Annotated in this window: 16 protein-coding genes; 4 read left to right on the top strand and 12 right to left on the bottom strand. The window is 68.5% G+C overall.

Annotated elements, in window-relative coordinates; translation table 11 throughout:
- The 9 genes from DIE17_RS13135 to DIE17_RS13095 all read right to left on the bottom strand — a co-directional run bounded on the left by DIE17_RS13135 (nucleotide 1) and on the right by DIE17_RS13095 (nucleotide 12,521).
- Nucleotides 1-1,812: a hypothetical protein gene (locus DIE17_RS13135; protein ID WP_124519907.1), complete on the bottom strand. Its 1,812-nt coding sequence runs from the start codon at nucleotides 1,810-1,812 to the stop codon at nucleotides 1-3.
- Nucleotides 1,813-1,870: 58 nt separating this feature from the next.
- Nucleotides 1,871-3,343, bottom strand: a complete 1,473-nt coding sequence (locus tag DIE17_RS13130; RefSeq protein WP_124519908.1) for a S8 family peptidase — start codon at nucleotides 3,341-3,343, stop codon at nucleotides 1,871-1,873.
- Nucleotides 3,340-4,161 carry a hypothetical protein gene (locus DIE17_RS13125; protein ID WP_044844334.1) on the bottom strand — a complete coding sequence of 274 codons (822 nt, stop codon included), beginning with the start codon at nucleotides 4,159-4,161 and terminating at the stop codon, nucleotides 3,340-3,342. Before DIE17_RS13125 ends, DIE17_RS13130 begins: the two co-directional genes overlap by 4 nt.
- Nucleotides 4,158-4,421: a hypothetical protein gene (locus tag DIE17_RS13120; RefSeq protein ID WP_124646133.1), complete on the bottom strand. Its 264-nt coding sequence runs from the start codon at nucleotides 4,419-4,421 to the stop codon at nucleotides 4,158-4,160. The genes DIE17_RS13125 and DIE17_RS13120 overlap by 4 nt, the downstream gene beginning before the upstream one ends.
- Entirely contained in the window at nucleotides 4,418-5,542 is a 1,125-nt protein-coding gene (locus tag DIE17_RS13115) for a hypothetical protein (RefSeq protein WP_124920959.1), read from the bottom strand. Before DIE17_RS13115 ends, DIE17_RS13120 begins: the two co-directional genes overlap by 4 nt.
- A gap of 69 nt (nucleotides 5,543-5,611) precedes the next feature.
- Entirely contained in the window at nucleotides 5,612-9,460 is a 3,849-nt protein-coding gene (locus tag DIE17_RS13110; protein ID WP_260439229.1) for an N-acetylmuramoyl-L-alanine amidase, read from the bottom strand.
- Nucleotides 9,461-9,469: 9 nt separating this feature from the next.
- Nucleotides 9,470-9,868 (bottom strand): DUF3467 domain-containing protein, encoded by a 399-nt coding sequence (locus DIE17_RS13105; RefSeq protein WP_124519912.1) that lies wholly within the window; start codon nucleotides 9,866-9,868, stop codon nucleotides 9,470-9,472.
- A gap of 161 nt (nucleotides 9,869-10,029) precedes the next feature.
- A complete protein-coding gene (locus tag DIE17_RS13100) occupies nucleotides 10,030-10,992 on the bottom strand; it encodes a sigma-54-dependent Fis family transcriptional regulator (RefSeq protein ID WP_124920958.1) in 963 nt (320 codons plus the stop codon).
- 578 nt (nucleotides 10,993-11,570) lie between these two features.
- Nucleotides 11,571-12,521 carry a LysR substrate-binding domain-containing protein gene (locus tag DIE17_RS13095; protein WP_124529569.1) on the bottom strand — a complete coding sequence of 317 codons (951 nt, stop codon included), beginning with the start codon at nucleotides 12,519-12,521 and terminating at the stop codon, nucleotides 11,571-11,573.
- 128 nt (nucleotides 12,522-12,649) lie between these two features.
- Between DIE17_RS13095 and DIE17_RS13090 the strand changes: the two genes are divergently transcribed.
- The 4 genes from DIE17_RS13090 (at nucleotide 12,650) to DIE17_RS13075 (ending at nucleotide 17,377) form a co-directional block, all read left to right on the top strand.
- The gene (locus DIE17_RS13090) at nucleotides 12,650-13,507 is read left to right on the top strand and encodes a MaoC family dehydratase N-terminal domain-containing protein (protein WP_185733751.1); all 858 of its coding nucleotides are present in this window, start codon (nucleotides 12,650-12,652) and stop codon (nucleotides 13,505-13,507) included.
- Between the two features lie 29 nt (nucleotides 13,508-13,536).
- Nucleotides 13,537-14,694, top strand: coding sequence for an acyl-CoA dehydrogenase family protein (locus DIE17_RS13085; protein WP_124920957.1), 1,158 nt, complete (start codon nucleotides 13,537-13,539; stop codon nucleotides 14,692-14,694).
- A gap of 14 nt (nucleotides 14,695-14,708) precedes the next feature.
- Entirely contained in the window at nucleotides 14,709-15,887 is a 1,179-nt protein-coding gene (locus DIE17_RS13080) for a CaiB/BaiF CoA-transferase family protein (protein WP_124920956.1), read from the top strand.
- A gap of 101 nt (nucleotides 15,888-15,988) precedes the next feature.
- Nucleotides 15,989-17,377, top strand: a complete 1,389-nt coding sequence (locus tag DIE17_RS13075; protein ID WP_124519970.1) for an MFS transporter — start codon at nucleotides 15,989-15,991, stop codon at nucleotides 17,375-17,377.
- On the opposite strand, the gene DIE17_RS13070 is transcribed toward DIE17_RS13075, so the two are convergent.
- The 3 genes from DIE17_RS13070 to DIE17_RS13060 form a co-directional block, all read right to left on the bottom strand.
- A complete protein-coding gene (locus tag DIE17_RS13070; protein ID WP_124487356.1) occupies nucleotides 17,364-17,912 on the bottom strand; it encodes a prolyl-tRNA synthetase associated domain-containing protein in 549 nt (182 codons plus the stop codon). The genes DIE17_RS13075 and DIE17_RS13070 overlap by 14 nt on opposite strands.
- Before the next feature lie 61 nt (nucleotides 17,913-17,973).
- Nucleotides 17,974-19,386 (bottom strand): aspartate ammonia-lyase, encoded by a 1,413-nt coding sequence (locus DIE17_RS13065; RefSeq protein ID WP_124487357.1) that lies wholly within the window; start codon nucleotides 19,384-19,386, stop codon nucleotides 17,974-17,976.
- Entirely contained in the window at nucleotides 19,379-20,362 is a 984-nt protein-coding gene (locus DIE17_RS13060) for a LysR family transcriptional regulator (protein ID WP_124487358.1), read from the bottom strand. Before DIE17_RS13060 ends, DIE17_RS13065 begins: the two co-directional genes overlap by 8 nt.
- Nucleotides 20,363-20,377 lie beyond the last annotated feature (15 nt).

The following is a 20,377-nucleotide window of genomic DNA, read 5'->3' as shown; positions in this document are numbered from 1 at the left end:
TCAGTGCGGACGGTTCGAGTAGTAGCTCGCGCCGTTGTGCGTGCCGACACCGTAGCCCGCCTTCACCGGCACGCCCGCGCCGAGGCCGATGCCGGCGCCGATGTCGCCGACGCCATCCAGCATCTCGCGCGCCATCGCCGGGATCGGCACCGGCTTCGAGGTCATCTGCGGCGCCTCGCGCGGCTGCGAGAACTGCTCGATCTGCGTATCGGTGGTCGCGGTATCGGCCAGCCACAGCTCGCACGCATTGACCAGGTCGTAGTCGGTGGGGTCGACGGTCGACTTGTGGTTCGACGAGACGTCCGGATTGGCGATCTGGTCGATGCTGAGCAGCGGGCCGGTCGCCTTGTTGACGCGATCGACGTTGTTGGCCAGCCACGCGGTGATGATCGTGCCGCAGGTCGCGAGCGTGCGATAGCGCGAGCTGGTGCGCGCGCCGCCCAGGTCGTAGGTCGCGACCTGGTCGATCACCTGCCACATGTCCTTCGCGCCGTAGCAGCCGCGGATCTCGGGGTCCTGCAGCAGGTCGATCATGAACTTGACCTGCGACTGGATCTCGCGCGCCGCGTAATGCGCCATGCCGTAGCCGTGCAGCGACAGGTTGCCGGCGAGATCGCGGGCGGCCTTGCGCACCTGCTGGTGGTTGATCGGGTTCGGCACGCTCGCGCGCAGCAGCGAGTCGACCTCGGTCTGTCGCACGAACGACGACACCGACGACACGAAGCGGATCCACAGGTCGTTGAACTCGCGATTGCCGGCCGTGTTCGGATCGCCGCCCGGCACGCCGAGCGTGATGGCCGCGAAGTTCTTGCGCTCCTGCTCGGAGATGCGGTTCGGCGTTTCGCGCCAGTAGCGATAGAGCAGCTTGCCGGCATTGCCCGGGCCGATCGGCAGCGTGCCGTGCTGGAACTGCTCGACGATGCGGTCGACCACCTGGAACACCTTGAGTTCGTCGAACATCGCGGCGACGATCATCGGGCCCATCACGCGCACGTTGTCGGCGACGATGTTCGCGTCTTCCAGATCCTCGAGGTTCGGCAGGTCGATGCCGAGATCGGCGATCGCGTCCTCGCCGCCGATGTTCTGGACGGTGTTCAGCTCCTCGTTGATGCGGCGGCGCAATTGCGGCTCGTCGGCCTGGATCTTGCGGGCCTGCAGGCCGCGCATCACGCGCGCGAATTCGGTGGTGACCACGCCCGGCTGCTCGCCGCCGCGGCCGTCGGGATCGCCCTCGATGCACAGCAGCGCCAGCACCCGCTGCGCGAGCCCACCGTACGAATTGGCCTCGCCCACCGCCGCGAAGAACTGGCGGGTAAAGGCGTTCATCAGCACGTTGTCGCCGTCCGGCACGGTCTTGCCGCCGTCGACCTTCACGGGCGGCGGCGTGGCCCCGTCCACCGCGAGGATGCCCAGCACCAGCGCGACGAGCGTGATCGACACGGCCTCCGGGTCCGAGCCGTTCGCGCCATTGGCGCCATTGGCACCATTGGCGCCGCTCACGTCGCCCGCGTCGAACACGAGCTGGCCGTTGACCTCGGACAGCAACGGCGGATTCACCAGCGACTTGCTGGCGAGCAGTTCGCGGGTGGCGACGAACAGCGGATCGCACACCTGCGGCACGCCGTCGGACGGCTTCGTGTCGTAGACGACCGCGAGGATGGCCTTGCACAGCGCGAGCTGCTCCCGCTCGGCGGCGACCGGCGGCCGCTTCAGCGACTCGAGCCGGTTGACGATATCGACCAGCCCGTCGCGTGCCCGGGTCTCGAGGTCGACGAGGTCGAGGAAGCGGACTTGATTGTTGACATGAAACATTTAACTTCTCCTTGAAATCCGGTCGGTTCGGGGGAGTGAGCGGGATCCCGTGCGCCAGTCAGCCGTCGTCGGCACGGCCGTCCTTGCCCGTGCAACCGTCGTCGCCCGCCGCTTCGTACGCGTCGATGCGGCCGGACAGCGCCTGCAGCGCCGCCGCCGCGTCGAGAATGCCGGCGCCGCAGCCGTCGGCCGCGCCGGGCGCGAACGGGCGCGCGGTGGCGACGACCAGCTCGCGTACCGTCGCGCCGTCGAGCGGATAGGCGCGGCGCTGCGCGTACGCGACGAGCAGCGCCGCGGCGCCCGCGACGAACGGCGCGGCGAAACTGGTGCCGGTCGCGAGCTGATAGGCCTCGATCGCGCTCGTCAGCACCCGTTCGCCCGGGGCGCACAGCGCGACGTGCGGGCCGCGCGTCGAGAACGGGGTCGGCCGGCCGTCGTCGCCGACGGCGCCGACCGCGATCACCTGCGGATAGGCGGCGGGCCAGTAGCGGGTCACGGCGCCGTTGTTGCCGCTCGCGGCCACGAGGATGCAGCCGCGCGCGGCGGCATACGCGACCGTGTCGGCATGCGGTTTCGGGCGGTTGGCGGCGATCGTCGCGTCGTCGGTGCCGAAGCTCATGTTTATCACCTTCGCGCCGAGGTCGACCGCGAGCTTGAGCGCGCGATCGAGGTCGGCGATCGCGCCGAGCCCGATCGCATGCGCCTTGCCCGGCAGGCGGGCGGCCGCCAGCGCGCGCATCGGCAGGATGCGGCAGTCGCCGCCGAGCCCGCGCGGCATCGCCACGCCTTCGGCGGCGATGATGCCCGCGCAGCCCATGCCGTGACCGACGAAGCGGTCCTCGGGAAAATCGCCGCGATGGCCGTGACCGCTCAGCAGCTGCACGCCGGGCGACAAGTCGCCGGGCTCGAGCCGCACCGTATCGGCGCCCGCGCGGAAGGCATGCGCGAATTCGGGATGCTGGCGCGCGATGCCGCTATCGATCAGACCGACCGTGACGCCGCTGTCGCCCGGCTCGATCGCGTGCGCGTCGGCCATGCGCACCAGCGCGCGCGCATCCTGAGTAACCCGCGCGGCCGGCGGCACCGGCGCGAGGCGGCCGGGCGCGTCCATCGGGACCGTCGCCACGTAGTTGGGCGTCACGCTTTCCACGGTCGCGAGCTGGGCGAGCGAGTCGCACAGCGCACCGATCGGCGTGCCCGCCGGCACGCGCAGCAGCAGCGTGCGGGCCATGCCGGTCGTCTGTTCGATCGCGTCGTAGCCGAGGTGCGCGTGCCCGGGCACCCAGCGCCCGGCCGCCGCGCTGAACGGGCGCACCGCGAGAAAGCGGCCGGCGAACGCAACCACGATGCGGTCGACCGGGCCGCCGTCGATGCATTGCGCGGCGGCCAGCGCGCCGCGCGTCACGTCGCGGATCGACGGCACGTGCTCGGGCGCTTCGCCGAGCGCCAGCTTGACGAGCAGGCTGGTCGGCAGGCTGAACTGACGCTCGCCGGGCGATGCCCACGGCGTGCCGAGTGCATGGATCGTCATGGCCGCGCCTCCTCCTGGCCGGGCACGGCAGCCAGGGTCATGGGCCTGGCCGCGGGCGCCGGCGGCGGCGCGAATGCGCTCAGGTCGAACGCCAGCGCGGCGGCGTGGCGGCTCGTCGGCGAGACGGCGAGTTCGCCGGCCCACTGGTCGCGGCCGGGCGCGAGCAGCAGCTCGTCGTCCGCCGATTGCAGCACCGCGACCGGGCGATTGCCGATCCGCACCAGCGGCGCGTGCGTGCCGTTGACGAGATTGCGCCCGATCACGCGCAGCAGCGGCGCCGCATCGGGCTGCGCGTCGGTAGCGGGCGCCACCGGTTCGATCCGCTCGACGCTCGGCGCAGACGCCCGGTCGAGCGCCCGGCGCAGCCGGTCCACGGACAGGTTGGTGACGCGGCCGATCGCATGCACCATGTCGCGCTGCTCGGCCTGCCGAAATTGCCGGACCGTGCGCACGCCGGCCCATTCCAGCCGCTTGCGGTCCTCGGCCGAGAGCTCGTCGCCCAGCGCGTCGAGCGGCTGGTCCTTGCTGTCCTCGGACAGCGCGATCGCGTTCTCCTCGATCGCCGGCCGCGTGATGGTCGTGAAGACGAGATGGAACGTGCTGCTGTCGGTGTCGCCCGGGCCGGCGGGACGAATCCACACCTCGCTTTCGACGAATTCGACATGGGCGCGCAGATCGAGGTTGACGTCCTTGATCGCGAAGGTCAGCGGCAGGTTGAGGTTGCGCGCCTTGATCGCCATCGCCGCCTGCGCGTTGTCGAGCTGGCTCTGCACGGCCTGGATGAAATCCTCGAGGCGCAGGCTGGCGTTGCTGTTCATCGCACCGCTCCGTCGATCGGCACGGCTTCGAGGACGATCGCGAGCCGCGCCGGCTCCGCATCGAAGGCCGTGCGGGTCAGGAACTGCGGCAGGTCGCCGACCAGCTCGATGCCGTCGGCGCCCCATGCAATGCGCAGGTCGAGCGGCAGTTCCATCGCCATCGAGCGCACCCGCAGCCCTTGCGCCGCGCCCGCGGCCAGCTGTCCGGCGACGTCGGCGAACGCGCCCAGCGTCTCGCCCAGCGGCCGCGGCGCGATCATGTGGGTTCTCCTCGTGCGGATGCGGGTGCGGGTGCCGCCGGCGCCGATGAAGCCGATGAAGCCGATGAAGCCGACGGGGCGGCGGACGCGGCCGGCAGCGCAGGCGCGGCGGCGGGCGCCTGCGTCGCGGCGGGAACGGGCGCCGCCACCGGCGCCGCGGGCTGGGCGGCCGTCGCCGCCGGCGGCGCGATCCGCGCCGCCGGCCGGCTGTGCCGCTCCAGCAGATTGCGCGACGCCTCGTCGACGAAACGGTCGAGCGGCAGCGTCTCCGATGCGAAATTGATGCTCACCTTCCCGGTCAGCGTCGCCTTGAGATCGGTGTCGGTTTGCGCATTGACCGCGACGGTCGAGACCGTGGTGACGACATCGCCCGACGTTCCCCGTCCGCCCCAGGTCGTCTGCCCCGACGACGGGTCGTTCGACGTCGCATACTGCACGGCGGCGCGGTCGCGCGCCTTGGCCTGGAAATTGAGGCTCGCCGCGATCGTCCCGTCCTTGACCACGACGCGCTGCATGCCCAGCAGCACCATCGTCGACAGCGTCGACAACCGATGCTGCGCGACGCGCTCGCGGGCGCGGGGCAGCACCACCGATTCGAGCGTCTGGGTATCGAACGCGCTGTCGGCCGCACCGAAATCGGCGAGCCACGCGGGCGCGGGAGCCGCGTCGTCGTCGCCGGGCCGGGCCACCGGCGCGAGGCGGTAATCGCCGCCGTCCTGCGTCAGCGTCACGTCGTGCGGATACTGCTCGACCAGCCACGCGCGCGCCTGCCCGTCGGTCACGTTCTCCTGCGTGAACTGGTCCAGCGGCTTGGCCACCGCGCCGACCAGGTCGGCGAAACTCTCGACCTGCTTGATCGAGCTGTCGACGATCGCGTCGTAGGTGCCATGCACGAGGCTCGCGACGAAGGTCGGAAAGTCGATCGCATCGGCCAGCGCCGCCGCACGCCGGCCGATGGCGTCCGTCGCCTTCTCCTTGGCGGGCGCCGACCCGCCCGGGGCCGCGGGCGCCGCGCCGCCGGCCGGCATTGCTTGCGGCAATGCGCCGTCCTGCCTGCCCGGGTCGCCCGATCCGGACCCGTCGACGATCTCGCGGCCGAACGCGTCGCGAGCAAGGGCCACCGCGGGCGTGATCGCGCCGCGGGGTGGCGGAGGGGGAATGTGGCGGGCCATCGCGCGTGTCCCTCGGGGTCAGGCGGGTTGCAGTTCGCGCGGCGCCGGCTGCGTGCCGCTTGCCGGAAGCGGCGGCGCGCCGTCGACGCCGTGCACGGTCTGGAAGCGGCCGTCGCCGTTCAGCGTCACCTCCGTCACGCCAACCTGGTCCTCCTCGCCGGCATGCCGGAACGTGGTGGTGATGCGCAGCTTGACGCTCGCCCGTTCGGGGGTGCCGGAACCGCGGCCGATATCCGCGCGCACGAACGCGCTCCAGCCGTCGAGCATCTGGCCGTGGTCCGCGGCAATCGTCACGTCGCCGACCGCGCCGCCCTGCCACGCCCAGTCGATCGACACCGGCGCCGACGTGCGGCCGCTCGGCCCGTCGATGTACGGCCAGTCATCGAGGGTGATGCGCTGGCCGGCCATGCGCGGCTGCCCCGCGCCGCCCGCCAGCGCGTTGGCCGGCTGGACCAGCCCGGCGAGCTGCGCGAGATCGTAGCTGCGCCCGTCGCGGCTCTCGGTGCGCCGGGTCAGGCTCACGCCGAAGCCGAACTCGCCGCCCGCGGCCGGCGGCTCGACGCCGAGCGCGTAGCCCGCGCCCGCCGCGCTGCCGCGATTGATCGTGTGACCGAACGTGCCGCCCGAATGCATCAGCTGGATCACGCCGATGCCGGCCGCTGCCTCGTATTCCGACACGAAATCCTCGTAGGTCATGATGTAGCGGCTGCCGGTCGAGTGGGTCGGCGGCACGGTCCGCGCGCCGGGATGGCCCGGCGTGCCGACCACGCGGTCCAGCGGATCGGTGATCCGCACGAAATACGCGTCGCCGCTGCGATACATGCCCGTCACCACCACCGCATGGAAGAAGTTGACCGGCGCGCGCACGACTTCGGCGACCCAGATCGGTCCGTTCGCCTCCAGCAGCCGCCGAAAGCCTTCGGGCGCGAAGCACGCATTGGGTTCGACCGTGAGCGTCGACACCCCGGCGAACCCCGCCACCTCGGCCGGCGCCAGGCCATCGCGCATCTGGCGCTCGAGGCTGATGCAGCGCGCGAGCAGCGTCGGGTCGACGCTCTGGTTGTCGCGCCAGCCGATCACCATCGACGCGGCCGTCGCCCAGCAGCCCATGTCGGTGGGCTGCGGGGTCAGTTGCACCTCGTCCCAGTTCACCGACCAGTCGTCGGCGCCCAGCGTGCGCGCGGCGCCCGCGGCGACCGACAGCGCCTGGCTCGTGCCGAAGAAGCCGCGGCTCGGGATCGGCGCCTTCAGATGGCCGACATACGCGAGCGTTCCGGGGGCCATCGTGCCGGTCGACAGGCTGGCGAGATCGCCCGGCGGCACCCAGTGCGGCGGCACGCTGACGATCGGCCTGCCCGCGTCCTGGAAGGATTGGGCGACCAGTTGCGAGCAGAAGAAGTTGTCGGTGTCGGCGCCTTCGCCGAGCTCGATGCGGCCGACGAAGCGGCGGCAGCGCTCCGCCGCGTCGCCCGACAGCAGGTCGCACGCGTGGCGGTCGATCAGGTAGCTGCCGCAGCGGACCAGCCCGACGTAGTTGAAACCGCGATCGAGGTAGCGCGCGGCGGCATCGGCAACCTGCTGCCGCTGCGTATCGGTCAGGCCCGGCACCCGGAACGCGACCGCGAGGCGCGCGTCGGCCAGCGCGTCCGCGAGCGGGCGCAACTGGACCCCGCCGGGAATCGCCTCGATCACCTGCCCGCCCTGGCCGACATAGAGCATCGCGTGGCTGACCTCCGCACCCGAGCCGGCACGAATGACGCCGGAGCCGGGATTGCCGGTGGTGCTGAGAATGATGTCGCCGATCTCCAGCGCGTCGGTGCCGATCGACAGGCCGCCGACGCCGGGATCGAGCGGAATGTCGTCGCCGAGGCCGCGCGCGGCGAGGCCCAGCGCCTGGCCGGCCGACTGCGGCTGGCAGGTGCGACTGGTGACCAGCCGCATGAAGTAGTCCCAGTCCCAGTTGCCGTCGGGGCATGCGGTATGGCCGGTCGAGGTGTCGGCCTCGCGATGGCCCATGATCGTCGTGCGGTTGATCGGCAGCTGATACTTGTCGCACAGCGACGCGACCAGCGCCGCCGAGGTTTCGTACTGGAGTTGGGTCGGCGCCAGCGCATCGAAATGCTGGACGGTGCCGTTGCGACGCGGGTAGTCGGCGCCGCCGCGCTTCACCGCGATGTGTTCGATGCCGATGCTGCGCTGGTTCGAGCCCTTGCAGTGCCACGCCGTGTCGGCCTCGGAGACGAACTGGACGACTTCGCCCTCCTGCCCGACCAGGTAATGCGAACTCACCTTCGACGACGCATTGGTGAAGGTATTCACCACCTGCTGGACGGTCGGTACGTCGGCGATGTGGATGATGATGCGGTCGATCGTCTTGCTGCCGCGCCCCTCGTCGAAATTCGGGCTGGCCGCGGTACGCGTGACGAGACTGTTCTCGCGCGCGCCTAGCGCCAGCGCACTGGCCGTCGCGGACGGCTCGGCGGCCGCATCGTCGTCGCTGTACGGCGGCGTATCGATGCCGTAGGCCTCCGGGTCGGCGCTCAGGCCGCGCGACCACGCGAGCGACGACGACGACGAGGTGGCGATCGTGCCCGCCGCGGCGCGCGAGACGCCGACGAACACGCTCACCGGGCTGCCGACGCTGACGCCGGCCGACAGCGTGACGCCGACGAATTCGCCGCGGGCGTTGAACAGCGCCGAGATGCCGCCGGCCGGGGCTTCGCCGACCATCACGCCGACCGTCGTGCCGGTGCCGGCGAAATCGTCGATATGGCCGCGCAGCAGGCTGATCTGGCCGGTGAGGCTCGCCGACACGATGTAGCCGAAGTCGAGCTCGCCCGACACGAAGACGCCGATGTCGTCGCCATTGGCGTCGAAGATGAGGCCGACCGCGCCCGCGCCCCCGGATTCCAGCCCGGCGCCCGCGCCCGCGCCGATCGAGACCGACAGGCCATTGCGCATCGCGACCGGCAGCAGCAGCATCAGCGACGCGGTGGCCGGATTCGCGCTCAGTATCGCGCGCAGCGCGGCCCGCTCGACGGTCGAGAGCTTGCGCGGCCGCGGCCAGGTGAAGCCGCGGCGTTCGCCCGCGAGGCGGAACCCGGCATCGTCGCTCATCCCCTGCGACACGGGTGCCGGTGCGATGGCGGGTGCTGATGCGATGGTTGGTGCCGGTGCGACGGCGGGTGCCGATGCGACGGCGGATGCCGGGCGCGCGCCCGGGGTCGACGCCGGGGCCGGCGCGGCGGGCGTCGTGGCGCCCGGCGTTGCGGCATTGAGCGGCGGAAGCGGACCGAAGCCGTCGTCGTAATGGACGTCGTGGTGCGGCGCAGCGGCCTCGACGGCCGGCTGCGGCGTGGCGGTGGCGGCGCCCGGTGCGGCCGGCGCCGGCACGGCGGTCGCGCCCGGCCGCGTGGCGTCGCCCGCCCAGTTCAACAGCGGACTCCGGACGGCGGCAGCGCCGCGCGTCGGGAACACGCGGACCCGGCGCAATCCCCGGTCGCTGAGCCCCGACAGCGACACGTACGGACTGTCGGCATTCGGCAGGACATCGACCGTCCACGCATCGGCAGCGGGCGACGCCGCGGTGGCGAGGCCGAACCACAGCCGGCTCGCGCCCGCGAAGCGCGCCAGCACGGCAGGCGGCACCATGAACACCGCTTCGCCGCGCGGGATCGCCAGCAGGCCGTCCTCGCGGCTGGTATAGAACGTCGACGACGTGCGCCCGTCCTTGCGCGTAAACAGCGCGGGATCGGTGGCGATCACCAGTTCCGCGACGCACGGCGCGTGGCCGACGCGAATCGTGAAGCCCAGCATCGGGAAACGGTCGGTCAGGACCATGCGGTTGGGATGGAGTTGCGCTGCCATGTCGTGTCCTCAGCTCTGGTTTTGATCGGGCTCGTCGTGACGGCCGCCGAGCATCGGCTTGCTGCGCGCATCGATCGCGCGCCGTTCGAATTCCTGCGGGGAAAGCATCTCCAGATCCGGTTCCGGGTCGCCGATGTCGGGGATTTCGTGATGCGTCGCTTCGAACTGGGCGATCGCGCGCGCCAGCAGTTGGGCGAGCAGCTTCGCGTGCACCGGGCTGATCGCGACGCGGCTCATCAACTGGACGTTGCCGGACTGCGGCTCGACCTGCCCGGCATCGATCAGGAACTCGAACGCGTTGTGCCCGACCTCGAAATAGTTCGCATAACTGGCGAGCAGCGGCCGTGGCTGGCCGGCCGGCTGGGCCGGCTCCGGCGGGGCGTCCTGGCTTGGCTCGATGACGTGCACGACGGCCTCCTTGCATGGCGACGGGCGGTCTGTCCGTTCTGCTTCGCAAGGAGCGGGCCAACGCGGGTGCGCCGGCGCAAGCGCATGATTTGCCGTGGAATTTCCCGGCCGGAGTGGGATTCGGGAACGCTGCCGGGCTGTACCATGTGACAGCCCGGCTGTCACACCGATGCAGTGTTGCCGGCGTCCAGGTTGTACTTGGCCAGCTTGCGGTAGAGCGTCATGCGCGACCAGTTCATCTGGCGCGCGGCTTCCATCTTGTTCCAGTTGGTCTGGCGCAGTACCGAGACGAGCCGCTCGCGCTCATGCTCGCCGGCCGAAAAGTCCTGCAGGAACAGCCGGCGAAACGCCGGCGGCAGGTCGCCCAGCCCGAACGGGCGCCCTTCCGGCGCATCGATGAACAGTGCCTCGACCAGGTTGCGCAACTCACGCACGTTGCCCGGCCACCGGTAATGCCGCATGCACTCGAGCAGGGCGGGATCGGGCCGCCCCACCCGCATCGCCCGCTGCAGGTTGTGTTCGGCGACGAAGTGATCGACGATCGGCGCGATGTCCTCCGGCCGTTCGCGCAGCGGCGGTATCTCGATCCGCGCGACGTTCAGGCGATAGAACAGGTCGGCACGGAAACGGCGTTCCTCGACCAGGTCCTCCAGGCGTTCGTTGCTCGCCGCCACGATCCGGACGTCGACCGGGCGCCGGCGCTGCGAGCCGACCGGCATCACCGTGCGGTCCTCGAGCAGGCGCAGCAGCTTCGCCTGGACGGCGAGCGGCATCTCGCTGACTTCATCGAGGAACAGCGTGCCGCCGTCGGCCTCGACGAAGCGGCCGGGAAACGCGTGCTGGGCGCTGGTGAACGCGCCGCGCTCGTGGCCGAACATCTCGGACTCGAACAGGCTGTCGGGCACGGCGGCGCAGTTGACGGCGATGAACGGCTTGTCGGTCCGGGTGCTGAGGCGATGGACGGCGCTGGCGACGCGCTCCTTGCCGGTGCCGGTTTCGCCGGTCACGAGCACCGTCGTATCGGTGCGCGCGACCTTCGCCAGATAGCGGCGCAGGTCGGTCATCGCCGGGCTCGAGCCGTGCAGCCCGAGTGACGTCGCGTGAATGCCTCCGGTCGTGCTCATGCGCGCGCCGCCCGGCTAGCGAACCGTTGACGGATGATGCGCAGCCCCGATGTTCATCGCCACTTCCCCCCCGCTGGATGTTGAGGAACAAGACAACCATCCTCGATGGCGATTGTTGGCACGCGTTTAATTAGTACTGTGATGCGTGTTGAATGGAGAGCCGCGTGTCACGGCGCCGGCCGATAACCAGTGTAGTTTCAATATGGAGATTCGTACAACCTGAGGACGGCCGATGTTTGCGCGCGACCGCCCGGCCGTCGGTGCGCGGGCGGATCGAGCGACCCGGGCATGCCCGGGCGCAATGGCGAATGTGTCATGTCACGCACCTTCATCGAATCGTCCGCAATCAGCATCACGAACAAATGGCCGGGCGCGGCATTGGAGAATGCGTATCGTTCACGCGGCACGCGCAGGGACTTCGCGAGCGGCGGTCGAGGCGGTCGCGCGCGGGGGGCGTGCGCGGCGATGGGCCGTCCGCGCACCGGCTCGCGGGCTGAGCCCGCGCGTCACGCGCGTCACGCGCATCCCGCGCATCACGCTCATCACGCGCATCACGCCCGTCACGCCCGTCCCGCCCGTCACGACGGCGCGGATTCGCCCTCGCGCAGCGTGATACCCGTCCACGCGCCGCTTGCGGCCAGTTCGCCGATCAGCTCGACGATCGTCTGCCGCACGGCGAGCGCGGCGGAATTGACGGGAGACGTGTTCGACCAGCACAGGCTCGCGGGCCGGCGGATCTCCGGCTCGACGATCCGGCGCATCTTCGGCCGGCTGGACGGCTCGCGCGACGCCAGCGCGGACGCCGGCAGGATCGTGCACGCGAGGCCCGACTGCGCGAGCGAGATCATGGTCGGCAGCGAGTCGATATCCGCGATGATGTTGAGCGGCACCTCCTCGCGCGCGAACGTGCGTTCGAGCAGCAGGCGCAGCCCGTTCTGCACGCCCGGCGCGACGAGCGGCACGCCGGCGAGCGACGCGAGCGGGCAGGTTCGCGCGCGCGACGGCACCGCGCCGCCCGGCTCGCCGAGCAGATACAGCACCTCGTCGAACAGCGGCATCGCGGTGATGCCGGTCGTGTTGGATTCGCGGAACAGGATCGCGAGGTCGAGCCGCCCGTTCGCCAGCAGCTCGTTGATGAAGCCGCTCATGCTCTCGAGGTACTGCAGCCGGATGCCCGGATAACGCGCTCTCACGCGCTCGAACAGCGGCACCGCGAGGATCGACGTCATCGTGGTCGGGAAACCCACCGCGACCGTGCCCGACTCGCTGCCCGCGCCTTCCCGCACTTCCTGGCGCAGCTGCTCCATCTGCCGGAGCACGAGCCGCGCGTGGCGGTACAGCGCCTGCCCGGCCGCGGTCGGCTTCACGCCCTGCGGGCTGCGTACCAGCAGCGTGACGCCGACGTCGCCCTCGAGCTTCGCGATCTGCTGGCTCAGCGACGGCTGCGCGACGAACAGCTTTTCGGCCGCCTTCCCGAGGCTCCCGTATTCCACGATGCTGACGAAGTAACGGAGCTGGCGGATGTCCATGGCGGTTCGGTCGATGCGAAAGCCATAGGATACCCCTATGACCGGCACATCCAAACGGTATTTCCGCCGCGCCTGCGCTTCACCTAAAGTCACTTCATGCCAAGTCAGAACAGCCGGCCCGCCCGGCGATGGAGGTGACAGTGAACGCTCCCCGGTCGCATGCCAGCGACGATGTCCAACAGGTCGCGACCGACCTGATCAGCGCCGAACGTGCGATCGCCTTCGCGGCCACGCTCGACCATCCGGTCGTTCCCGCCGTGGGCGACGCGTTGCTGCCCGCTTGGCACTGGCTGTATTTCTGGTCGATCGCGCAGCAGGCCGAGCTCGGCCCGGACGGCCATCCGCGCAAGGGCGGCTTCCTGCCGGATCTCGGGCTGCCGCGGCGCATGTGGGCCGGCGGCCGGCTGACGTTCGAACGCCCGCTGACGATCGGCGCGATCGCGACGCGCGCGTCGCGCATCCTGTCCGTCGAACGCAAGGAAGGCCGCACCGGCACGCTCGGCTTCGTGACCGTCGAGCACGTGATCGAATCCGCGGGTGAAGTCGCGATCCGCGAGGAACACGACATCGTCTATCGCGGCGCGGCCGCGCCCGGCGCCGCCACGCCCCCGCCGAAGGCCGCGCCCGACGCCGCGCAATGGCAGCGCGACATCACGCCGGACGAAGTCATGCTGTTCCGCTATTCCGCGCTGACCTTCAACGGCCATCGCATTCACTACGACCGCACCTACGTGCGCGACGTCGAAGGCTATCCGGACCTCGTCGTGCACGGCCCGCTGATCTCGACGCTGCTGCTCGACCTCGTGACGCGCTCGCTGCCCGGCGCGACGATCGTCGAATACGCGTATCGCGCGGTACGGCCGACCTTCCTCGGCAACACCTTCAGCGTGTGCGGCCGCCTCGCCGACGACGGCAAGACCATCGAGCTCTGGGCAAAAGATCACGACGGCTGGCTGACCATGTCCGCAACCGCGACCCTCGCCTGACTCATTTCGAGCATTCCCCGATACGAAACATGAATCCGACCGACGCGTACCAAGACATTCGCGAAGCCGTTCGCGACCTGTGCGGCGAATTTTCCGCCGAGTATTTCCGCAAGATCGACGAGGAACGCGGCTATCCCGAAGCGTTCGTCGACGCGCTGACGAAAGCCGGCTGGCTCGCCGCGCTGATTCCGCAGGAATACGGCGGCTCGGGCCTCGGCCTGACCGAGGCGTCGGTGATCATGGAGGAAATCAACCGTGCAGGCGGCAACTCCGGCGCGTGTCACGGCCAGATGTACAACATGGGCACGCTGCTGCGCCACGGCTCGGCCGAGCAGAAACAACGCTATCTGCCGAGGATCGCGAGCGGCGAGCTGCGCCTGCAGTCGATGGGCGTGACCGAACCGACCACCGGCACCGACACGACCAAAATCAAGACGACGGCGGTACGCAAAGGCGATCGCTACGTGATCAACGGCCAGAAGGTGTGGATCTCGCGCGTGCAGCACTCCGACCTGATGATCCTGCTCGCGCGCACCACGCCGCTGTCGGACGTGCAGAAGAAGTCCGAAGGGATGTCGATCTTCATCGTCGACCTGCATCACGCGATCGGCAACGGGATGACGGTGCGCCCGATCCCGAACATGGTGAACCACGAGACCAACGAGCTGTTCTTCGACAACCTCGAGATTCCCGCGGAGAACCTGATCGGCGAGGAAGGCCGGGGCTTCAGGTACATCCTCGACGGGCTGAATGCCGAGCGCACGCTGATCGCGGCCGAATGCATCGGCGACGGCTACTGGTTCGTCGACAAGGTCTCGCAGTACGTGAAGGATCGTGTCGTGTTCGGCCGGCCGATCGGCCAGAACCAGGGCGTGCAGTTTCCGATCGCCCGCTCGTTCGTCAACGTCGAGGCCGCGAGCCTGATGCGCTTCGAGGCCGCGCGCCGGTTCGACGCGCACGAGCCGTGCGGCGCGCAGGCGAACATGGCGAAGCTGCTCGCGGCCGATGCGTCGTGGGAAGCCGCGAACGCGTGCCTGCAGTTCCATGGCGGCTTCGGCTTCGCGTGCGAATACGACGTCGAACGCAAGTTCCGTGAAACGCGCCTGTACCAGGTCGCGCCGATCTCGACGAACCTGATCCTGTCGTACGTCGCCGAGCACATCCTCGGCCTGCCGCGTTCGTTCTGACGGGAGTGACGAGCATGCGCCCACTGGAAGGCATCAAGGTCGTCACGTTCGAGCATGCGATCGCCGCGCCGTTCTGCACGCGCCAGCTCGCCGATCTCGGCGCGCGCGTGATCAAGGTCGAACGGCCGGGCGTCGGCGATTTCGCGCGCGGCTACGACGAACGCGTGGCGGGGCTCGCGTCGCACTTCGTGTGGACCAACCGCTCGAAGGAAAGCCTCACGCTCGACGTCAAGCAGCCCGCGGCGCTCGACGTCGTGCACAAGCTGCTCGCGGATGCCGACGTGTTCGTGCAGAACCTCGCACCCGGCGCGACCCAGCGCCTGGGGCTCGATTACGATGCGCTGCGCGAGCGCTATCCGCGGCTGATCGTCTGCGACATTTCCGGCTACGGGCTCGACGGTCCGTTCCGCGACAAGAAGGCGTACGACCTGCTGATTCAAAGTGAATCCGGATTCCTGAGCATTACCGGATCGAACGGCGAGCCGGCCAAGGCCGGCTGCTCGATCGCCGATATCGCCGCCGGCATGTATGCGTATACGAACATCCTCGCCGCGCTGATCGAGCGCGGGCGCACCGGGCGCGGCCGGCACATCGACGTGTCGATGCTCGAAAGCATGGTCGAGTGGATGAGCTATCCGCTCTACTACGCGATCGACGGCCAGTCGCCGCCGCGGCAGGCCGGCGCGTCGCACGCGACGATCTTTCCGTACGGCCCGTTCAGGGCCGGCGACGGCAACACCGTGATGCTGGGCCTGCAGAATGAGCGCGAATGGAAGCGCTTTTGCGAGACCGTGATCGGCATGCCCGAGCTGGCGGCCGACGAGCGCTTCGGGTCGAACAGCCACCGCGTCGCGAATCGCGACGCACTCGCGGCCATCATCGTCGATGCGTTCTCGACGCTGACGTCTGCCGACGTGATCGACCGGCTCGAGCAGGCCGGCATCGCGAACGCGCGGATGAACGACATGCACGGCGTCTGGACGCATGCGCAACTCGCCGCGCGGCATCGCTGGACGCGGGTCGACACGCCCGCCGGCGAGATTCCTGCCCTGCTGCCGCCCGGCGTCGCGCCGGGCGACGATCCGCGCATGGACCCGGTGCCGGCGCTCGGCCAGCATACCGATGCCGTGCTGCGCGAGCTCGGCTATGCCGACGAACAGATTCACACGTTGCACGCATCCGGTGCCGTCTGACCGGGCCTTGCCGCGCTGATCGAAGCGCGCCCCTCACCCATGTTTCGAAGCGTCTCCGCGTCCGGTCACGGACGCGAGAGCGCCACATGACTGGAGACATCATGGCGAACACCGTCAATGCCGCCGGCCGGCTCGACCGGCTGCCGATTTCAAGGTTTCACTGGAAGATACTCGGCCTGATCGCCGGCGGCGCGTTCCTCGACGCGTTCGATATCTATCTCGCCAACGGCTCGGTCGCGGCGATGGTCAAGGAGGGATTCACCGACCTGCGGCATGGCGCGATGTTCGTGTCGTCGACGTTCGTCGGGATGATGATCGGGGCGTTCGTCGCGGGTTACGTCGGCGATCGGCTCGGGCGGCGCTATTCGTATCAGCTCAATCTGGCCGTGTTCGGGCTGGCTTCGATCGCCGCGTGTTTCGCGCCCGATATCGCGTGGCTGATCGTGTTGCGTTTCATCATGGGGATCGGGCTGGGCGCCGAACTGGTCGTCGCGGCCGGGACGCTCGCCGAGTTCGTGCCGCCCGAGACGCGCGGCAAGTGGGTGTCGCTGCTCGCGATCATCACCAACAGCGGGCTCTTCGCGGCGCTCGCCGCGGGGTACTGGATCATTCCTTATCTCGGCTGGCGGTACATGTTCGCGCTGGCTGGCGCCGGCGCGCTGGTCGTCTGGTTCATGCGCAAACGGATGCCGGAGTCGCCGCGCTGGCTCGAATCGGTCGGGCGGCTCGACGAGGCCGAGGCGACGCTTGCCGCGATCGAGCAGGAGGTCGGCCGGCAGGTCGGCACGCTGCCGCCCGTGCGACGCACCGTCGACCTGCATGTCGGCAAGGTGCCGCTCGGCGTGCTGTTTTCGAAGGGGATGCGTGGCCGGACGATCGTCGCGGCGTTGACCGCGATCGGTGTGAACGTCGGGCTCTACGGCTTCATTGCGTGGCTGCCGACGTTCTTCGTCACGGAAGGGTTGTCCGTCGTCAAGTCGCTCGGGTTCGTGTTCCTGATGTCGATCGGCTCGCCGGTCGGCGGGTTGATCGGCTATCTGATCGCGGATCGGATCGGGCGGGCCAAGGGCATCGTGATCGCGTCGATTCTCAGCATCGCGCTCGGCTGGCTGTATGTGTCGCTACGCGATACCACCGCGATCATCGTGGTCGGCTTCTGTCTCGTCAGCGCGATCTACACGATCACGACGCTCGGGCTGTTCGGCTACATTCCCGAACTGTTCCCGACCGAAGTGCGGCTGCGCGGCACCGGTGTCGCGGGAATGTGCGGACGGATGTCGTCGATCGGCACGCCTGCGCTGGCGCTCGCGCTTTACCAGGCGTTCGGCGTATCGGGCGTGATCGCGATGGTCAGCGCGACGCTCGGAGTGCTGTGTGTCGCGATCGGGCTGCTGCGCGTCGAAACCGGACGGCAGGCGCTGGAGGAGGTCGCGCCGGGGATGCAGGACGCGGAAGACGCCGCGGTCCACTCCGGCGTCAGGCAAGCCTGATTGCCGGCGGGCCGGCCGCGGCGAACGCTTGCCGCGCGCAGACGGGCAGCCAGTCGGCAGGATGGTCGATATGGCGCAAAAACGTGTCGAGACCGGTTCCGGAGAGCGATACGCTCGCATCGTTCTCCAGCGGATGAAACAGAAAACGCTCCTCGCCGCGCAGTTCGACATCGATGATCAGACGCACACGTCCGGTTTCGTCATTGACGAGCGCGAGCGGGCTCAAGGACCCCGGACGAATACCCAGCAACTCGAAGAGCTTGTCCGCGGACGCAAACGACAGACGCTTGCTGCCGAGCGCCGCGGCGAGTTCAGCAAGATCGAGCGACTTCGCGGCCGTCGTGACGACGAGGAAATAGTGGCCCTTCCGGTCCTGCAGCAGCAGGTTCTTGCAGCGGGCGCCCGCCACGGACAGCGTCAGCATGTCGGACTCGGACATATTGCGTACCGGGTCGTGTCTCTCGCACGAGAACGGAATACCGATTTCTTCAAGAAGCCTCAGAACTTCGTCTTTTCCCAGCATGGTGTCGTTCATGTTCGTTCATAAGAGGGCCGACCCTGCGCCCATTTCAGCGTCGCCCCTCTTTCATTCAGTGTCAGGCATCGAAGACCGGGTACGACGCCGTTCGGATCGCAGCGATCGTGTCATCCTTCGAGAGCAGTCCCGATTCATCCAGAATCGTCACCAGCGAGCGGCCTTCAGCCACGGATTGGCGCGCGAGCTTGCTCACGCGAGCATAGCCAATCTTCGGCACGAGCGCGGTGGCGACAGCCATGGATTCCAGCACATGCTGCTCGTTGCGCGCGACGTCGGCTTCCATTCCGCGCACGCACTTCTCGCCGAAGCGTCGAATCCCGTTGGTGAGCAAGGCGATGCTGTCGAACACGCGCGAAGCCACCACCGGCTCGAAATGATTGATCTCCAGTTCGCCGTACTGAACCGCCTGCGCGACCGCGACATCGTTGCCGACAACCGCAAAGCTCAACTGGATCATCGCCATCGGCAAGACCGGATTCACCTTGCCCGGCATGATCGACGAACCCGCCTGCGCTTCCGGCAGTTTCAATTCTCCGAGCCCGCCGGCCGGACCCGATGACAACACGGTCAGATCGGATGCGATCTTCGCAAGCGACGCCGCGCAGGTACGCAATTCCGCCGAGACGCGCGAGAACACGTCCATGTTCTGCATCGCGTCGAACGGATTGACCGGCGCTTCATAAGCGACGCCGGTGATGCTGCAAAGATGCGCGTACGCCGCCGCGCGATAACCCGCCGGCGCGCCGAAGCCGGTTCCGATTGCCGTGCCGCCGAGCGGCAGCGTGCGCAGCTTGTCACGCACCACGGCAAGCTCGTCGGCCAGGCGAGCCGTCAATGAAGCGTAGCCTCCGAAGAGCTGGCCGAGCCGCATCGGCTGGGCATCCTGCAGACAGGTGCGGCCCAGGTGCAGGATATCGGCAAATTCGCTCGCCTTGTCGTTGAACAGGCCTGCGAGTTTCGTGACTTCCCCGATGAGCGAACCGAGCATCGCGTATGTGGCGATCTTCAATGCGGCGGGATACGCATCGTTGGTCGATTGCGAGCGGTTGACGTGATCATTCGGGTGGATGACCTCGTAGTTTCCGGCCGCGTGGCCGAGGATTTGCTGAGCCCGGTTCGCAATGACTTCGTTGAAGTTCATGTTGGTCGACGTGCCGCCCGAGCCTTCCATCAGATCGACCACGAGCGAAGCATCGAGCTTCCCTTCGATCACTTCCCTGCACGCCGCGACGATCGCATCGCACTGCTCGCCGGTGATGACTTCGTTATCGCGATTAGCCAATGCCGCCGCCCACTTGACCTGTGCAAACGCGTCGCGAAACGCCGGATAGTGGGCGATGTTCAACGGCGACACCGTGAGGTTATCGACCCCTCGAACCGTGTTCACGCCATACAGTTTGCCGCCGGGAATGGCGACTTCGCCGACGTAGTCGCGTTCGATGCGAGCGTCGCTTTGAGCAGGCTTATTCATGGAGATTCCTTCCGCCAACGGTAATGAGTTTTTCGATGTCCCCGCCGAGCGCGGCCAGCCTCGGCAGAAACGATGTTTCGATGACTTCGCGTGCCGTATCGCAGGCATCGTCGAAGAAAGCGTTGTATTCGTCCCGGCGCGCCACGAGGTATAACGAGCGCTCCAGGCCCAGTTGTTCGACCACGTGAACAGCAACGTTGCCCGCATGCGTCACGCCCTGAAGCAGGCACATCGGCGATGTAATGGCCCAGCCGATGCCTTCCGCCACCATCGAGGTCAAGGCATCGGCGTTGTCGAGTTCGAGCCGCGCGGGCGCGCGAATCTCGATACGCCGAAGATATCTCTCGATCTGCAGGCCCACCTGAGACGTCCGGTTGAATCGCACGATGGGCATGCTGTCGCTCAGTGTGCGCAGGTCGTCGAGCGTCTTCACGGCGATGCCGAGGCCTTTCGGCGTGATCACGAAATAGCGCTCGGAGAACAGCCGGTATCGCACGACATCGTTGGCATCGATCAGCGGATCGCTCGTGACGATCAGATCCAGATCCCGGCGCAGCAGCGCCTCGCCTTGTTGAGGGCTCAGGCCCGTGCGGATCGACAACTGCGACACCTTGCCGATCAACTTCTTCGTGAAGACCGAGCCGCAAGTAGATGCGAACGAATCGACCAGCCCGATGCGCAAGTCGGGTTTGATCCCGCGCCCCGCTTCGACGACTTGCGCCTTGAGATTCGCGATTTCCTCGCTCAGTACCGCACCGCGATTTCTGAGCGCGATGCCGAAGGGCGTCAGCGCCATCGGCCGCGTGGTCCGATTCACCAGCACGACACCCAGTTCGTCTTCCAGTTGCCGGATGATCTGGGATACGCCCGATTGCGATATGCCCATCCGCGCTGCCGCGGCGGACATGCTTCCCTCTTCCGCGACGGCGACGAAGACCTGCACCGCGTGCATGTCAATGGGTTTGTGAGACGGCATGTCGAGTCCTCATGT

This window comes from Burkholderia sp. Bp9099 (assembly GCF_003857805.1).
In the GTDB taxonomy this organism is placed as follows: domain Bacteria; phylum Pseudomonadota; class Gammaproteobacteria; order Burkholderiales; family Burkholderiaceae; genus Burkholderia.
This window is presented reverse-complemented; position numbering and strand designations above follow the sequence as displayed.

Excerpts from the sequence above, each read along its gene's own strand:
- DIE17_RS13065 (WP_124487357.1), bottom strand. The coding sequence starts at position 19,386 with ATGAATAAGCCTGCTCAAAGCGACGCTCGCATCGAACGCGACTACGTC.
- DIE17_RS13130 (WP_124519908.1), bottom strand. The coding sequence starts at position 3,343 with ATGACGATCCATGCACTCGGCACGCCGTGGGCATCGCCCGGCGAGCGT.
- DIE17_RS13120 (WP_124646133.1), bottom strand. The coding sequence starts at position 4,421 with ATGATCGCGCCGCGGCCGCTGGGCGAGACGCTGGGCGCGTTCGCCGAC.
- DIE17_RS13110 (WP_260439229.1), bottom strand. The coding sequence starts at position 9,460 with ATGGCAGCGCAACTCCATCCCAACCGCATGGTCCTGACCGACCGTTTC.
- DIE17_RS13080 (WP_124920956.1), top strand. The coding sequence starts at position 14,709 with ATGCGCCCACTGGAAGGCATCAAGGTCGTCACGTTCGAGCATGCGATC.
- DIE17_RS13095 (WP_124529569.1), bottom strand. The coding sequence starts at position 12,521 with ATGGACATCCGCCAGCTCCGTTACTTCGTCAGCATCGTGGAATACGGG.
- DIE17_RS13125 (WP_044844334.1), bottom strand. The coding sequence starts at position 4,161 with ATGAACAGCAACGCCAGCCTGCGCCTCGAGGATTTCATCCAGGCCGTG.
- DIE17_RS13075 (WP_124519970.1), top strand. The coding sequence starts at position 15,989 with ATGGCGAACACCGTCAATGCCGCCGGCCGGCTCGACCGGCTGCCGATT.
- DIE17_RS13060 (WP_124487358.1), bottom strand. The coding sequence starts at position 20,362 with ATGCCGTCTCACAAACCCATTGACATGCACGCGGTGCAGGTCTTCGTC.
- DIE17_RS13090 (WP_185733751.1), top strand. The coding sequence starts at position 12,650 with ATGGAGGTGACAGTGAACGCTCCCCGGTCGCATGCCAGCGACGATGTC.
- DIE17_RS13135 (WP_124519907.1), bottom strand. The coding sequence starts at position 1,812 with ATGTTTCATGTCAACAATCAAGTCCGCTTCCTCGACCTCGTCGACCTC.
- DIE17_RS13070 (WP_124487356.1), bottom strand. The coding sequence starts at position 17,912 with ATGAACGACACCATGCTGGGAAAAGACGAAGTTCTGAGGCTTCTTGAA.
- DIE17_RS13100 (WP_124920958.1), bottom strand. The coding sequence starts at position 10,992 with ATGAGCACGACCGGAGGCATTCACGCGACGTCACTCGGGCTGCACGGC.
- DIE17_RS13085 (WP_124920957.1), top strand. The coding sequence starts at position 13,537 with ATGAATCCGACCGACGCGTACCAAGACATTCGCGAAGCCGTTCGCGAC.